The organism is Tsukamurella pulmonis (assembly GCF_900103175.1).
Classification (GTDB): domain Bacteria; phylum Actinomycetota; class Actinomycetes; order Mycobacteriales; family Mycobacteriaceae; genus Tsukamurella; species Tsukamurella pulmonis.
Map to the genome: position 1 here is coordinate 2,191,158 of NZ_FNLF01000002.1, position 15,398 is coordinate 2,206,555.

At 71.0% G+C, this 15,398-nt stretch carries 15 protein-coding genes; 14 read left to right on the forward strand and 1 reads right to left on the reverse strand.

The genetic code is table 11. From position 1 onward, the window contains the following. Positions 1-34: 34 nt before the first annotated feature. The 6 genes from BLQ62_RS10765 (at position 35) to BLQ62_RS10790 (ending at position 6,019) form a co-directional block, all read left to right on the forward strand. The gene (locus BLQ62_RS10765) at positions 35-595 is read left to right on the forward strand and encodes an HIT family protein (RefSeq protein WP_068565501.1); all 561 of its coding nucleotides are present in this window, start codon (positions 35-37) and stop codon (positions 593-595) included. Between the two features lie 2 nt (positions 596-597). After that, the gene (gene pgsA / locus BLQ62_RS10770) at positions 598-1,257 is read left to right on the forward strand and encodes a phosphatidylinositol phosphate synthase (RefSeq protein ID WP_068535036.1); all 660 of its coding nucleotides are present in this window, start codon (positions 598-600) and stop codon (positions 1,255-1,257) included. Further along, positions 1,257-2,177 carry a phosphatidylinositol mannoside acyltransferase gene (locus BLQ62_RS10775; RefSeq protein WP_068566256.1) on the forward strand — a complete coding sequence of 307 codons (921 nt, stop codon included), beginning with the start codon at positions 1,257-1,259 and terminating at the stop codon, positions 2,175-2,177. The genes pgsA and BLQ62_RS10775 overlap by 1 nt, the downstream gene beginning before the upstream one ends. Beyond that, positions 2,177-3,331, forward strand: a complete 1,155-nt coding sequence (locus BLQ62_RS10780) for a glycosyltransferase family 4 protein (RefSeq protein WP_068535034.1) — start codon at positions 2,177-2,179, stop codon at positions 3,329-3,331. Before BLQ62_RS10775 ends, BLQ62_RS10780 begins: the two co-directional genes overlap by 1 nt. A 90-nt stretch (positions 3,332-3,421) precedes the next feature. Beyond that, a complete protein-coding gene (locus BLQ62_RS10785; protein WP_114653802.1) occupies positions 3,422-4,450 on the forward strand; it encodes an NUDIX hydrolase in 1,029 nt (342 codons plus the stop codon). Between the two features lie 9 nt (positions 4,451-4,459). Further along, on the forward strand, positions 4,460-6,019 hold the full coding sequence (locus BLQ62_RS10790) for a serine/threonine-protein kinase (protein ID WP_068565499.1): 1,560 nt from the start codon (positions 4,460-4,462) through the stop codon (positions 6,017-6,019). Positions 6,020-6,139: 120 nt separating this feature from the next. Here the strand turns inward: BLQ62_RS10790 and BLQ62_RS10795 are convergent, their stop codons facing one another. Further along, on the reverse strand, positions 6,140-6,637 hold the full coding sequence (locus tag BLQ62_RS10795) for a hypothetical protein (RefSeq protein ID WP_139184187.1): 498 nt from the start codon (positions 6,635-6,637) through the stop codon (positions 6,140-6,142). A gap of 206 nt (positions 6,638-6,843) precedes the next feature. Between BLQ62_RS10795 and pdxS the strand changes: the two genes are divergently transcribed. From pdxS to BLQ62_RS10835, 8 genes are all read left to right on the forward strand, one after another. Then, entirely contained in the window at positions 6,844-7,692 is an 849-nt protein-coding gene (pdxS, locus tag BLQ62_RS10800; protein ID WP_231857625.1) for a pyridoxal 5'-phosphate synthase lyase subunit PdxS, read from the forward strand. A gap of 98 nt (positions 7,693-7,790) precedes the next feature. After that, complete coding sequence (locus BLQ62_RS10805) at positions 7,791-9,059, forward strand: RDD family protein (protein ID WP_082756444.1); 1,269 nt, start codon at positions 7,791-7,793, stop codon at positions 9,057-9,059. Next, positions 9,056-9,859, forward strand: coding sequence for a PP2C family protein-serine/threonine phosphatase (locus BLQ62_RS10810; RefSeq protein ID WP_068535017.1), 804 nt, complete (start codon positions 9,056-9,058; stop codon positions 9,857-9,859). Before BLQ62_RS10805 ends, BLQ62_RS10810 begins: the two co-directional genes overlap by 4 nt. Before the next feature lie 20 nt (positions 9,860-9,879). Continuing rightward, complete coding sequence (locus tag BLQ62_RS10815) at positions 9,880-10,704, forward strand: acyl-CoA thioesterase (protein ID WP_068535014.1); 825 nt, start codon at positions 9,880-9,882, stop codon at positions 10,702-10,704. Positions 10,705-10,723: 19 nt separating this feature from the next. Further along, on the forward strand, positions 10,724-11,329 hold the full coding sequence (gene pdxT, locus BLQ62_RS10820; protein WP_068535011.1) for a pyridoxal 5'-phosphate synthase glutaminase subunit PdxT: 606 nt from the start codon (positions 10,724-10,726) through the stop codon (positions 11,327-11,329). A gap of 40 nt (positions 11,330-11,369) precedes the next feature. Further along, positions 11,370-12,746 carry a WS/DGAT/MGAT family O-acyltransferase gene (locus BLQ62_RS10825; protein ID WP_068566253.1) on the forward strand — a complete coding sequence of 459 codons (1,377 nt, stop codon included), beginning with the start codon at positions 11,370-11,372 and terminating at the stop codon, positions 12,744-12,746. A gap of 45 nt (positions 12,747-12,791) precedes the next feature. After that, positions 12,792-13,547 carry a YebC/PmpR family DNA-binding transcriptional regulator gene (locus BLQ62_RS10830; RefSeq protein WP_068565492.1) on the forward strand — a complete coding sequence of 252 codons (756 nt, stop codon included), beginning with the start codon at positions 12,792-12,794 and terminating at the stop codon, positions 13,545-13,547. A gap of 69 nt (positions 13,548-13,616) precedes the next feature. Next, entirely contained in the window at positions 13,617-15,320 is a 1,704-nt protein-coding gene (locus BLQ62_RS10835) for a VanW family protein (RefSeq protein ID WP_068565486.1), read from the forward strand. Positions 15,321-15,398 lie beyond the last annotated feature (78 nt).

A 15,398-nucleotide genomic window follows, 5' to 3' on the forward strand; every position in this document is an offset into this window, starting at 1 on the left:
CGGAACAGCACGGGACGAACGGGAGAGGGGATCGATGACGGACGCCACCGAGGGCGGCGCGCACGACGCTCACACCGACTTCGGCGTCGGGGACGGCGACGAGTCGATCGAACGGCTCTGGACGCCGTACCGGATGCGGTACCTCGTCGATTCCCCTCCCGTCCCCGAGGGCAGTACGGCCTTCCTCGAGATCCCCAAGCTGGCGGACGAGGACGGGCTGATCGTGGCCCGCGGCGAGCACTGCTACGTGGTGCTCAACCTGTTCCCGTACAACCCGGGCCACTGCATGGTGGTCCCGTACCGCCAGGTGGCCGATCTCGAGGAGCTCACCGACGACGAGGCCTTCGAGTTGATCAAGCTCACTCAGAAGACCATCCGGGTGATCAAGCGCATCTCCCGGCCGGCCGCGTTCAACGTGGGCTTCAACCTCGGTCGTGCGGGCGGTGGCTCCATCGCCGAGCACCTGCATCAGCACATCGTCCCGCGCTGGCCCGGGGATGCGAACTACATCACGGTGCTCTCGGGCACTAAGGTGATGCCGCAGCTCCTCGGACAGACCCGGGCGCTGATGGCGAAGGCCTGGGAGGAGGTCTAGGAGTGTCGGCGATCTTCAGTCGCGAGGCGGTCTCCAAGGTCACCCATCCGATCGCGAAGGTGCTGATCAAGACCGGCCTGACCCCCGATGCGGTCACCCTGTTCGGCACGGTGTGCTCGGTGGGCGCCGCGCTGTGGCTGTTCCCGCAGGACCAGCTGTTCTGGGGAACCATGGTGATCTGGTTCTTCGTCATGTTCGACATGCTCGACGGTGCCATGGCCCGTGTGCGAGGCGGCGGCACCCGGTTCGGCGCGTGGCTCGACGCCACCTGTGATCGGGTCGCCGACGGTGCCATCTTCGCCGGCCTGGCGTGGTGGGCCGTGTTCACCGAGCACAACCGCCTCAACCTGCTCGTCGCCACGCTCATCTGCCTGGTCACTTCGCAGGTCATCAGCTACGCCAAGGCGCGCGCGGAGGCCTCGGGCCTCAAGGGCGACGGTGGCTGGATCGAGCGCCCGGAGCGTCTCATCATCGTGCTCGTCGGTGCCGGCTTCACCGGGCTCGGCGTGTGGTGGGCGATCCACGTGGCGATGTGGCTGCTCGCGGTCACGAGCATCGTGACGGTCTTCCAGCGCGCGATGAGCGTGCGCCGCTCGCCCGGCGCCACCGACCTGCTGCCGCTGCCGCAGGCCGTCGCCCAGCACGAGGAGGACCAGGCGTGATCGACCCGCGCGAAGAGCTCGCCGACCTCGCCTACCGCACCGGCTGGGCCGTCACCAAGCGCATGCCGGAGTCCGCTGCGAAGTTCCTCATCGACGGTGTCGGTGGCCGCCTCGGCGCCCGCGGCGAGAACACCCAGCTGCGCAAGAACCTCGCGCGGGTCCTCGGGACCACGCCGGACGCGGTGCCGCAGAGCCTGATCGAGGAGTCCTCGCGCTCGTACGCGCGGTACTGGCGCGAGTCCTTCCGGCTGCCGTCGATGGACCTGGAGGAACTGGGGCGCACGCTCGACCGGTACGTCGACGCCCCCAGCGTGCACGAGGCCGTCGCCGCGGGGAAGGGCGCCGTCCTCGCACTGCCGCACAGCGGCAACTGGGACATGGCGGGCGTGTGGCTCGCGCAGCATTACGGCCGTTTCGCGACGGTGGCCGAGCGGCTCAAGCCCGAGTCCCTGTTCCGGCAGTTCGTGGCGTACCGCGAGTCGCTCGGGTTCGAGATCTTCCCCACGTCCGGCGGCGAGCAGCCGCCGATGCAGGCGCTGGCGCAGCGGCTGCGCGAGGGCCGCCCGATCTGCCTGCTCGGCGAGCGCGACCTGGCGCGCCACGGCGTGCCGGTCACCTTCTTCGGCGAGCGCACCCGGATGCCTGCGGGACCCGCCAAGCTCGCGATCGACACCGGCGCGCCGCTGCTGCCCGTGCACTGCTGGTTCGAGGGCGACGCGTGGGGCTTCAAGGCCGAGGCGCCGATCGACGTCTCCGGCGGTATCGAGAGCGCGACCCAGAAACTGGCGGACGCCTTCGCGCGCAACATCGCCGAGCACCCCGCCGACTGGCACATGCTGCAGCCGCTGTGGGAGTCCGACTGGTCGCAGGCGCGACGTGAGCGGATCCTCGGTGCGGACGCGGAGCCCGAGGTGCGCTGATGCGGATCGGGATGATCTGCCCGTACTCCTTCGACGTCGCGGGCGGAGTGCAGGCGCACGTCGTGGATCTCGCACGAGTGCTCATCGAACGCGGCCACGAGGTCTCTGTCCTCACGCCGTCGTCGAAGGAGACGGTGCTGCCCGACTTCGCCGTCTCCTCCGGCAAGGCCGTCGCGATCCCGTACAACGGCTCCGTCTCCCGGCTCTCCTTCGGGCCCAAGGCGTTCGCCCGCCTGCGCAAGTGGATTCGGCGCGGCGAGTTCGACGTGCTGCACGTGCACGAGCCGAACGCCCCGAGCCTCGGCATGCTGGCGCTGGCCATCGCCGACGGCCCGATCGTGGCGACCTTCCACACCTCCACCGAGAAGTCGCTGGTGCTCTCGGTCTTCCAGAGCGTCCTGCGCCCGTCGCACGAGAAGATCCGCGGCAAGATCGCGGTCTCCGAGCTAGCCCGTCGCTGGCAGATGGAGTCCCTCGGCTCCGACGCGATCGAGATCCCCAACGGCGTCGATGTGCGGACCTTCTCCGACGCCGAACCGCTGCCCGGTTATCCGCGCGCCGGCAAGACGGTGCTCTTCCTCGGCCGCTACGACGAGCCGCGCAAGGGCATGGCCGTCTTCCTCGAGGCGCTGCCGGCGATCGTCGCCGCGCAGCCCGACGTCGAGGTGTTGGTGATCGGCCGCGGCGACGAGGAGAAGTTGTTGCGCGAGGCCGGCCCGTACGCCGGGCACCTGCGGCTGATGGGTGCCGTCACCGACGAGGAGAAGGCCTCCGCGCTGCGCTCCGCCGACGTCTACGTCGCCCCGAACCTCGGCGGCGAGAGCTTCGGCATCGTGCTCGTCGAGGCCATGGCGGCCGGGACCGCCGTGGTCGCGAGCAACCTCAACGCCTTCGAGCGGGTGCTCGACGGGGGCGAGGCCGGGCGCCTGTTCCCGGTCGGCGACGGTGCCGCCCTCGGCCGCACCATCGTCGACCTGCTCGACGACGACTTCCGTCGCGCCGAGCTCGTCACCCACGCCTCCGAGGTGGTCTGGCGCTTCGACTGGTCCGTTGTCGCCGAGCAGGTGATCCGCGTCTACGAGACCGTCGCCGTGCCCGGCGTGGTCGTGTCGATCCCGGGCGCCGGGAGCGAAGCGAGCGGGCCCCGTGACTGAGCCGCCGGGAGCGAAGCGAGCGGGCCCCGTGACTGAGCCGCCGGGAGCGAAGCGAGCGGGCCCCGTGACTGAGATGAGGGTGTCGCCGTGCTGAATCTCACCGCAACCACCGTGCTGGTGATCGGCCTGATCGTCATGGCCGTGCTCGTCGTGGCGGCCCTGGCGTATCAGACCGCGCACCGTCTGGACCGGTTGCACGTGCGGGTCGATCTCTCGTTCGCCGCGCTCGAGGCCGCCCTCGCGCGACGGTCCGCCGTCGCCCGGGCCGTGGCGGCGTCCATCCCCGCGGACCGCGGGCCGATGCTGCGCGCAGCGGCAGACCGCGCCGAGAACGCCGCGCCCGAGGATCGGATGCCGATGGAGAACCGGCTCTCCGCCGCGATCGGGGCCATCGACATCGAGAACCTGCCGCGTTCGCTCGTCGCCGAGATCGCCGACGCCGACACCCGTGTCACGATGGCCCGGCGCTTCCACAACGACGCCGTCCGCGACACTCGGGCGCTGCGCGGGCGGCGGTTCGTGCGCTGGCTGCACCTCGGGGGCACCGCGCCGATGCCGCAGTACTTCGACATCGTCGACCGCGGCGGCATCCTGCCCGCGGCTCTGCTCGCGGCCAACGACGAGCGCAGGGTCTCGGCCCGGGTCATCGTCCTCGATCCCGACGGTGCCGTGTTGCTGGTCCGCGGCCACGAGCCGGTCCCGGAGGGCAGGACACCGTCGAATCACTGGTGGTTCACCGTCGGCGGCGGAGTCGAGCGGGGCGAGGACCTGCGCGTAGCGGCCGCGCGCGAACTGCTGGAGGAGACGGGCCGGGCCCTCGCGCCGTCGGCGTTCGTCGGGCCCCTCTACCGCCGAGAGGCCGTGTTCTCCTTCGACGGGGAGGTGATCGACTCGGTGGAGTACTTCTTCGCGGTCGGCACCGAACGCTTCGAGCCGGCACCGTCGGGTTGGACCGAACTGGAGCGTCGCACCCTCGACGAGATGCGCTGGTGCACGCCCGACGAGATCCGCGCGCTCGCGGATCCCGTCTACCCCGCGACGCTCGCCGACCTGATCCCGGCCGCTCACGCGGCCGTCGGCTCCGGCGCGGCGCCGGCCTCGCCGACCCCCGTCGAATAGGAGGCCGCCGTGGCGCCGAAGGAGATCTCCGGGTACCGGGTGGTGCGCCGCCTCGGGGCGGGCGGCATGGGCGAGGTCTTCCTCGTCGAGCACCCGCGGCTGCCCCGGCAGGACGCACTCAAGCTGCTCGGGCCCCAGTTCGGCGGCGACCCGCAGTTCGCCGCTCGCTTCCTGCGCGAGGCCGACATCCTCGCGGGCCTGCGGCACCCGAACATCGTCACGATCCACGACCGCGGCGAGTACGAGGACCGGCTCTGGCTCGCGATGGAGTACGTCGCGGGGGAGGACGCCGCGCAGTACCTGCGCACCCGCGGGCCGCTGCCGCCCGAGACCGTCGTGCAGATCGTCGAGCAGGTCGGCAGTGCCCTCGACTGGGCGTGGAGCGAGAGCCGCCTGACGCACCGCGACATCAAGCCCGGCAACATCCTGATCGAGCCCGCGCGGTCCGGCCGCCCTCCCGTGGCCAAGCTCGTGGACTTCGGCATCGCCAAGGCCGGCGACGAGGCGAGTTCGCTGACCGCCACCGGGGTGGCCGTCGGCACGATGGCCTACCTCGCGCCCGAGGTGATCGAGGGCGAGCCGCTGGACAACCGCGCCGACGAGTACTCGCTCGCCTGCACCGCCTTCGAGCTGCTGACGGGCGCGCCGCCGTACGGGCCGGGCACGCCCAGTTCGGTGATGATGGCGCACCTGCAGGCCCCGGTCCCGGACCCCGCGTCGCGGCTGGCGGGGTTGCCGTCGGGCCTCGGTCCGGTCTTCGCCCGGGCGATGGCCAAGCGGCCGGCGGAGCGGTTCCCCGACAACGCCGCGTTCGCGGCCGCCCTCCGCGACGCCCTGGGGACCGCGCCCGCCGTCGCGGGGCGTCCGCCCGTCGTCGGTTCGACGTCGCCGAACCGTCCGCCGATGCAGCCCTCCGAGCCGACGCTGATCCGGCCGACGCCGCCGCCCACGCCGATTCCGGCCTACGCGTCCGGCACCACGCCGCCGCCCGGCGGCCCACCGCCGGGGCCGGCGCGGGGCAACGGCCGGGTCATCGCGCTGAGCGCGGTCGTCGCGGTGCTCGTCGTCGCGCTGGTGGTCGTCGGCTTCCTCGCCTTCGGGCGCGACGATGCCGGTGCCCCGGTGGCTGCCACCGGATCGTCGACGCCGTCGACCACGACGGACCTCCCGACGACGACTCCGGTCGCGACCACCCCCTCCGTCCGCGTCCCGACGGTGCCCGGCACCGACGCCTACGGCTTCGTCGGCAGCCCGGCCCGCTGCGGTGGCGGCGAGACGCTCGAATTCGCATTGCTCACGACCGGGGCCGGCTCGGGATCGCGGGTCGTGGTCTGCAGCGCCGACGGTGCCTTCACCTACCGCGGTGCACGGGCATCGGGCGACAACAGCGGCGTCACCCTGCCCGCGACGGAATCGGGCGCCGGTGCCTACCGCGCGGTGAACCGCGACGCCAAGGGCAAGTCCGACAACGACCACATCTACACCGTGAGCGCCAGCGGCCTGGTCATCTCCCGCGGCGACGGGCGGGCCGTCGCCTCCGAGCCCGCCCGCGCCGTCTGGGTGCGCTGACCCGCCCCCCGATCCGTCGCGTCCCCACCGAAACGCCACAGCCCCCACCCGATTCGATCCGTCCCCACCGAAACGACGCGCGTTCCGGTGGGGACGGAACGAATCAGGGGGGCGGGGGCGTCAGCGCGAGGTGATGACGGGGCCGCCTGTCCCGTCGCGGTGCGCCGCGGTGATTGCCCCGTCGCGGACGTCCCACACGCCGGGTGGGGTTCGGTGTGCCCGGTAGGCCTCCCACGCGTCACTCGCGTCCTGCACGACGAAGACGCGGAGATCGCTCGCAGGAGCAGTCTCGAGCTCCAGCCATCGGGGATCGGTCGTAATGATCTCGCCGCCCGAGTAGTCGATGAACGAGCCGCCCACGGTGAACATCCAGTCGAAGGCCATGTCGATCTCGGTGTCGATCGGGCGGCTGATGGCGAGGTGCTGCTCGTCGGCGGTGATGCGCGGCAGCAATCCGTCGGCGATGTCCTCGGCGGTCAGGTATTCGCCGGGGGAATCGGGTACGGCGACGAGCGACCACGTCGCGATGAAGCGGACCACGCGTTCCGTGGCGAAATCGGGACCCACGGTGAGCTCGGCCGCCGGAACGAACGGGTGCACCGCAATCATTCCGCCCATGACGTCAGTGTAGAGAAGACACCGCCGTGACCTGTGGGTGTGCCCGGACCGCACCGTCGACAACCGGCGTCCCGACCCGGGCTGGGAACCGCGGACCGTCATCGGGAATACTGGAACCCCGCACGCCCCACCTACGAGGAGACCTGTCAGTGACCACTGATCCCCAGACCGCACCCGTCACCGGCACCGCACGCGTCAAGCGCGGCATGGCCGAGATGCTCAAGGGCGGCGTGATCATGGACGTGGTCACGCCCGAGCAGGCGAAGATCGCCGAGGACGCCGGCGCCGTGGCCGTCATGGCCCTCGAGCGCGTGCCGGCCGACATCCGCGCCCAGGGCGGCGTCAGCCGCATGTCCGACCCCGACATGATCGACGGCATCATCGAGGCCGTCAGCATCCCCGTCATGGCGAAGGCCCGCATCGGCCACTTCGTCGAGGCGCAGATCCTGCAGGCGCTCGGCGTCGACTACATCGACGAGTCCGAGGTGCTGACCCCGGCGGACTACAGCAATCACATCGACAAGTTCGCGTTCACCGTGCCCTTCGTCTGCGGCGCGACCAACTTGGGCGAGGCCCTGCGCCGCATCACCGAGGGCGCCGCGATGATCCGCAGCAAGGGCGAGGCCGGCACCGGCGACGTGTCGAACGCGACCACGCACATGCGCAAGATCCGCGACGAGATCCGCCGACTGACCTCGCTGCCCGAGGACGAGCTGTACGTCGCCGCGAAGGAGCTGCAGGCCCCGTACGACCTGGTCGTCGAGGTCGCCAAGAACGGCAAGCTGCCGGTCACGCTGTTCACCGCGGGCGGCATCGCCACCCCGGCCGACGCGGCGATGATGATGCAGCTCGGCGCCGAGGGCGTCTTCGTGGGCTCCGGCATCTTCAAGTCGGGCAATCCGGAACAGCGGGCCAAGGCGATCGTCGCCGCCACGACCTTCTACGACGACCCGGCCAAGCTCGCCGAGGTCTCGCGCGGGCTGGGCGAGGCGATGGTCGGAATCAACGTCGATGACATCCCGCAGCCGCACCGCCTGGCGGAACGCGGCTGGTAACGGCATGTCGCCCGCCGGTGTCCGACGATTCGCGCTAGCGTCGAGACTGCGCGTGTCGGGCACGGCGCGGTACTGAAGTGGAAGCAGTGAGGCGGAGGATGTCAGACCAAGCAACGGCCAGGGCCACCCAGGAGTACGGAGCTCAGCCGTCCCTGGGCGGATCGCAGGTGGAGGCCGCGCCCACGGTGCTGCGCGTCCTCGCGTACATCGCGGACCTGTGCGTCGCGTCCGCGGTGGTCGCGATCGCCCTGATCGTGAACGTGGTGGCCGGCCTCGAGCTGGGCTGGGTCTTCCTCGGCATCGGTGTCGCGGTGGCGATCGTCGCCTCGATCGTGCTGCACGGGCTCTACGGCGCCAGCCCCGGCAAATCGCTCGCCGGCCTCACGGTCGTCGACGCCGACTCGCGCCAGCCGATCGCGTTCCCGGCCTCGGCGATCCGCTCGGTGGTGTTCAACGTTCTGGCACCGCTCGTCTACCTCCCGGCCTGGTCCGTCCTCGCCGACGGTGGGCACCGGGGCGTGCACGAGAAGGCCTCGCGCTCGACCGTCGTCGACGAGGCCGACGTCGCCGCGCCCGTCCGCGCGCGTTCGGCCGCGCCGTCGGGCCCGCTCGGCGGCCTGGTGACCGGAGAGTCCGAGAGCAGCCTGCAGCGCATTCCGAAGCCTCTGCCCGAGTCGGCCGCCGCGGGCGCGGCGACCGAGGTCGTCGGCGTGGACGAGCCGCGCGAGCGGATGCAGCCCCCGTCGCTGCCGCCGCTGCCGGACGACGTTCCCGGTCTGCGCCCGATCCCGCCCCGCTTCGGTCCGCCGCCCACGGCGGAGGAGCAGGCCGCCGCAGCGCAGTCGCCGACCCCGGCGTTCGCGCCGCCGCCGCAGCCGCCGCAGGTCGCACCCCGGCCCACGGGGCCGACCGGCCCCACCGGCCAGCCGCAGGCGCGCCCGCAGGGCCCCTCACAGCCGCCCGTCGCACGCCCGGTGCCGCCGCAGGCCGCGCCGCAGCAGGGGCGCCCCGCTGCGCCCGCGCCGTCGGGCGGAGCGCCCGTCGTCCTGCGCTTCGACGACGGCCACTCGGTCGACGTCCGGGGCGACGGCATCATCGGTCGCGAGCCGGTCGTGCCCTCGGGCTCCGACCCGGCCAAGGTCACCAAGCACGTGCTGGTCGACGACACTGCTTCGGTGTCGAAGACGCACTTGCTGTTCGGCATCACCCGCGGTGAACTGTGGGTGGAGGACGTGGGCTCGACCAACGGTTCCGCGATCGCGTTCGGCGATTCGTGGACCGAGCTCACCAAGGGAGTCAGGTACGCCGTGGAGAAGGGCAGCGTCGTGCACATGGGGCAGCGGAGTTTCAAGGTGTTCGCAGGATGACGACGGAAGCGGGGGAGGCACGCTCCGAGATCGTCTACGGCGCGCAGGGCGGCGTGTCCATGAAGTGGGTCGCCATCAGCAATCCGGGACGCGTGCGCATGACCAACGAGGACGGTGCGCTCACCGGCCCGGGCATGTTCCTGCTGGCCGACGGCATGGGCGGCCACGACGCGGGCGAGGTGGCCTCGGCCGCCGCTCTCGAGGCGCTCGCCGAGGTCTTCGGGCCCGAGCCGGTGGACGCCCAGGTCGTGATGGAGCAGGTCGTCGACCGGCTGCGCGACGCACACGCGGCGATCGAGGCCATCGATTCCGAGACGGGCAAGCGCGCGGGCACGACGGTGACCGGAGTCCTGCTCACCACGTACGAGGGCGTGCCGCACTGGCTGGTGGTCAACATCGGCGATTCGCGCACCTACCGGCTCGCCGAGGGCTACTTCGAGCAGCTCACCGTCGATCACTCGCAGGTCCAGGAGCTGATCAACGGCGGCTTCCTGAGCCCCGAACAGGCCCGCGTCGATCCGCGGCGCAACGTCATCACCCGCGCCCTCGGCGCGGGTATGGAGCCCGACGCCGACTTCTGGATCGTGCCGGCGCAGCCGCGCGAGAAGCTGCTGGTGTGCTCCGACGGTCTCAACGGTGAGCTCACCGACGACGAGATCCGTCAGATCCTCGAGAGCGACGTGCCGATCGACGAGTGCGCCGATCAGCTCGTGGCCGCGGCCCTCAACGCGGGCGGCCGCGACAACGTCACGGTGATCGTGGTGGACGCCACCACGGAACAGACCGATCCGGACTGGTGACCTGAGTAAAGTCATCCCTCGTGGCTGACATCGAAGCACTACTGAGTCTCGAGCAGATCGACCGCGACATCTTCCGCGGTATCCACGCCCCGTCGATCCTGGTGCGCACCTTCGGCGGCCAGGTGGCCGGGCAGGCGTTGCGCTCGGCGATCGAGACGGTGCCCGACGAGATGCAGGTGCACTCGCTGCACGGCTACTTCCTGCGTCCCGGCAACCCGGACGCCGATACCGTCTTCCTGGTCGACCGGATCCGCGACGGCAGGTCCTTCTGCACCCGCCGCGTCAACGGCGTCCAGAACGGCGAGGCGATCTTCTCGATGTCGGCGTCGTTCCAGTTGCCCGGGCAGGACGGCATCGAGCACGCCGACGAGATGCCGCCGACCCGCGACCCGGAATCGGTGCTGAGCCCGCGCGAGGATCCCAACGCGACGCGCGAGAGCCTCGGGCTCTTCGCGGAGTGGAGCGACTGGGACATCCGCATCGTGCCGCAGGAGGAGACCACGCCGTACACGGGGCGGGCCGTGCATCAGCAGGTCTGGTTCCGGCACATCAAGCGCCTCCCGGACGATCAGAACGTGCACACCAGCGCTCTCGCGTACATGAGCGACATGACGCTGCTCGGCTCGGCACGCGTCGCGCACCCCGGCGTCGACACCCAGGTCGCCTCGCTCGACCACGCGATGTGGTTCCTGCGGCCGTTCCGCGCCGACGAGTGGCTCCTCTACGACCAGACGTCGCCGTCCGCCGGAGGCGGCCGGGCGCTGACCGCCGGCCGCATCTTCGCGCAGGACGGCGCGCTCGTGGCGGTCGTCATCCAGGAGGGCCTGCACCGCTTCCGGCAGTAGCCGCCTAGGCTGGCTCCCCGTGACTGTGCGGATCGGGGTTCTGGCTCTGCAGGGCGACGTGCGCGAGCACCGCCATGCGCTCGAGGCGGCGGGGGCCGCGACGGCGACGGTGCGGACGGAGGCCGACCTCGCGGCCGTCGACGGCATCGTCATCCCCGGCGGTGAGTCGACCACCATGAGCCGGCTGCTCGGCGTCTTCGACCTCTTCGACCCGCTCCGTGACGCGCTCGCCGCGGGCCTGCCCGCCTACGGCTCGTGCGCGGGGATGATCCTGCTGGCCTCCGAGGTGCTCGACACCCGGCCCGATGCGCGGTGCCTGGGCGCCATCGACATGACCGTGCGGCGGAACGCCTTCGGCAGGCAGGTCGACTCCTTCGAGACCGACCTCGCGGTGACCGGCGTCGACGGTGACCCCGTGCGCGCGGTGTTCATCCGCGCGCCGTGGGTCGAGCGGGTCGGCGAGGGCGTCGAGGTGCTGGCGAGGGTGCCCGCTGAGGCCGGCGCCACAGCGGGTACGGTTGTCGCTGTTCAGCAAGGTGTGACGATGGCCACATCTTTTCATCCCGAAGTCACGGGGGATCTGCGGATCCACCGTCGCTTCGTGGACATGGTCCGGCGCCGGTGACTCCGCTGCCGTAGAGCGAGGGGAGCGCGCCGTGAGCTACATGCCGGTGACCGATTCGATGTTCCTGCTGGCGGAGTCCCGCGAGCATCCGATGCACGTCGGCGGCCTGCAGCTGTTCACGCCGCCCAAGGACGCGGGGCCGGACTTCGTGCGGTCGGTGGTCGAGACGATGCGCGCGCACACGCAGGTCAGCGAGAAGTTCGGTCGGCGCCCCGCCGATCCGGTGGGGATCCTCGGCAACACGTGGTGGACCGAGGTCGACTCGATCGACCTGGACTACCACGTGCGGCACTCGGCGCTGCCGCAGCCGGGCCGCATCCGCGAGCTGTTCCAGCAGGTCTCCCTGTGGCACGAGACGCTCCTCGACCGGCATCGTCCGATGTGGGAGGTGCACGTCGTCGAGGGACTCGAGGACGGTCGGTTCGCGGTCTACTCCAAAGTGCACCACTCCCTGGTCGACGGGGTGACCGCGCTGCGCTACATGACCCTGGCGCTCTCGAACGACCCCGACGACCGCGAGGGGCGCGTCGTCTGGCAGCCGGGCCTGGGGCGCCGCGGCAAGCGGGCGCCGGCGCACTCCACGCGGCGGCCGGCGTTCGACCCGCTGGGCACGGTCAAGCAGATCGGCGGCCTCACCGGTGAGGTGCTGGGCATGCTCCCGGCCTCGCTCAAGGTCGCGGGCACCTCGATCCGTGACCACGACTACAAGGCGCCCTTCCAGGCGCCGCACACGATCTTCAACGTGCCGATCGGCGGCGCCCGACGGTTCGTCGCGCAGTCCTACTCGCTCGACCGGATCGACGTGATCCGGCAGGCGGCGGGCGCGACCGTGAACGACATCGTGCTCGCGATGTGCGGCAGCGCGCTGCGCGCCTTCCTGCAGGAGATGGGCGAGCTGCCCGATCGCTCGCTCACGGCGATGGTGCCGGTCTCCCTGCACAAGGACGGCGACGAGAGCTCGTCGAACGCCGTCGGTGCCGTGATCTCGACCCTGGCCACCGACCTGACCGACCCGGCCGCGCGGGTGACCGCCATCCAGGACTCCGTCCGCGCCGCCCGCCGCGTGATGGGGGAGCTCTCGCCGCTGCAGGTGCTCGCGCTCAGCGCGGCGAACATCGCGGGGCTCGCGCCGGGCATGCTGCCCGGCTACCGCGGCGTCTCCCGGCCGCCCTTCAACCTGGTCATCTCCAACGTGCCCGGGCCCCGGGAACCGATGTACTGGAACGGGGCGCACCTCGACGGCGTGTACCCCGCGTCGATCGCCTGGGAGGGACAGGCCCTCAACATCACGATCTGCACGAACAACCGCAACCTGGAGTTCGGTATCACCGCCGACCGCACCTCCGTGCCGCACGTGCAGCGACTCATCCACCATCTCGAGGACGCGTTGACTGAGCTGGAGAAGGCTTTCACGTAAACTCGAAGGGTTGAAGCAGCGCACCCGAACGGAATCGAGGGATCGATGAGCGGCCATTCCAAATGGGCCACCACCAAGCACAAGAAGGCGGCGATCGACGCCAAGCGCGGCAAGCTGTTCGCCAAGCTGATCAAGAACATCGAGGTCGCGGCGCGGACCGGTGGCAGTGATCCCGACGGAAACCCGACGCTCTACGACGCCATCCAGAAGGCGAAGAAGACCTCGGTGCCGAACGACAACATCGAGCGCGCCCGCAAGCGCGGCGGCGGCGAGGAGGCGGGCGGCGCCGACTGGCAGACCATCATGTACGAGGGCTACGGCCCTAACGGCGTGGCGGTGCTCATCGAGTGCCTCACCGACAACCGCAACCGCGCCGCGGGCGAGGTCCGCGTCGCGATGACCCGCAACGGCGGCAACATGGCCGATCCGGGCTCGGTCTCGTACTTGTTCACCCGCAAGGGCATCGTCACGCTGGACAAGAACGATCAGGCCGAGGACGACGTCCTCATGGCGGTCCTCGACGCCGGCGCCGAGGAGATCAGCGATCTCGGGGACCAGTTCGAGATCATCGCCGAGCCGACCGATCTGGTCGCCGTGCGCACCGCCCTGCAGGAAGCCGGCATCGACTACGACTCGGCCGAGTCCGGGTTCCGTGCGTCGGTCGAGGTCCCCGTCGACGCCGACGGCGCGCGCAAGGTGTTCAAGCTGGTCGACGCGCTGGAGGACAGCGACGACGTGCAGAACGTCTACACGAACGTCGACATCTCCGACGAGGTGTTGGCGGAGCTCGACGAGGACTGAACGTCCTGAGATCGGTATTCCGCATCGCCCCTACTGTGCGGTAAAACCACGTCAGGATATTCTCAGGTTGTGACTCGCACCCGAACGGCGCTGCGCCGTGCCCCGGCTCTGGCGTTGGCCGGGGCGCTGCTCCTGGGCGCGGGCGGGGCCGCGGCCTGGGAATCCGGGCGAGCCGAGACCGTTCACGGCGCCACTGCGGTGGGCGTGGAGTTCGGCGCGCTCGGCCGCGACGACGCCGTGCACCGACTCGACGACGCCGCGCGCCGGGTGGACACCGAGCCCATCACGCTGCGTACCGCCAAGGGCGAGGTGAAGCTCCAGCCGGCACAGCTCGGCCTGGCAATGGACGTCCCCGGCACGGTGCAGCGCGCGATCGATGCGCGCTCGCCGATGCGGGACCTGATGGGTCTGTTCAGCGATCGGCACGTGCACCCCGCGTCCACCCTCAACCGCACCGTCTTCGACGCGGCGATCACGAAGGCGTCGGGAACGCTGACGTCCGCCGCGGGCGACGGCGCCGTCGTCTTCCGGGCAGGTAAACCGGTCCCCGTCGAACCCAAGGCCGGCGACCGGATCGACCCGGCCAAGGCCGCCGAAGCCGTTGCCGCGGCCTGGCCGGATTCCACCGACATCACGGTGCCGACGGAGTCCGTGACCCCCACCGTCTCCGCGGACACGGTCCGCGCCGTCGCGGGCGGGGCGGCCGCGCAGGCCGTCGCCTCCGACGTGGTGCTGCGCCGCGACGCCATGGACCAGGTGGCGGCCGGGACCGTCGGGCGGGTCTCCGCAGCCGACATCGGCACGTTCCTGTCGTTCCGGCCCGACGGCGCCGGCAACCTCGCCCCGCAGGTGGACCGGGAGGCCGCCAAGAAGGTGCTCGGCGACCGGCTGGAGTCGTCCGTCGCCAAGCCGAAGGACGCGAGCTTCGACCTGTCCGGCGGCAGTCCGACGGTGACCGAGGCCGTCCCCGGCCGCGAGGTGGTCTGGGACCCGACGATCGACGCCGTCGCGAAGGCGGTGACCGAGCGTTCCACGCAGGGCAGGACCGCGACCGCGCAGTTCAAGTCCGTCGAGCCGAAGGTCACCACCGCGCGGGCGAAGGAGCTCGGGGTGCGCGAGGTGGTCAGCGAGTTCTCCACAGGCGGCTTCAGCGATGCCTCCGGCGTGAACATCCGCAGGGTCGCGCAGGAGGTCAACGGCGCCGTGGTGCTCCCCGGGGAGACGTTCTCGCTCAACGGTTACACCGGGCCGCGCGGCACGGCGCAGGGGTACGTGGAGTCCGGGATCATCAACAACGGCCGCCCCGATAAGGCCGTCGGCGGCGGTATCTCGCAGTTCGCGACCACGCTCTACAACGCCGCGTACTTCGCCGGCCTCGAGGACGCGGGCCACACGGAGCACAGTTATTACATCTCGCGGTACCCCGAGGCGCGGGAGGCCACCGTGTTCGAGGGCGCGATCGACCTGAAGTTCCGCAACGACACCCCCTACGGCATCGTCATCGAATCCACTGCGGGCGCGTCCTCGGTGTCCGTCCGGATGTGGAGCACCAAGACCCGCGAGGTGTCGTCGAGCACGGGCTCGCGCAGCCTGCCGACGCAGCCGGACACCATTCGGCTGCCGAAGGGGCCGCACTGCGTCGCCAGTAGCGGCCAGCCCGGCTTCACCACGAGCAACACCCGGACGATCACCGACGCCAAGTCCGGCGGCGTGATCTCCCGCCACACCCGCACCGTCAAGTACGACCCGGTGCCGACCGTCATCTGCGAGTAGGCAGGCGCGTCGCTGCATCCCGCCGGTGCACGGGGCAGGTATGCTCTCGAACAAAGGTTTGAGTGTTCGAGAAGTGTG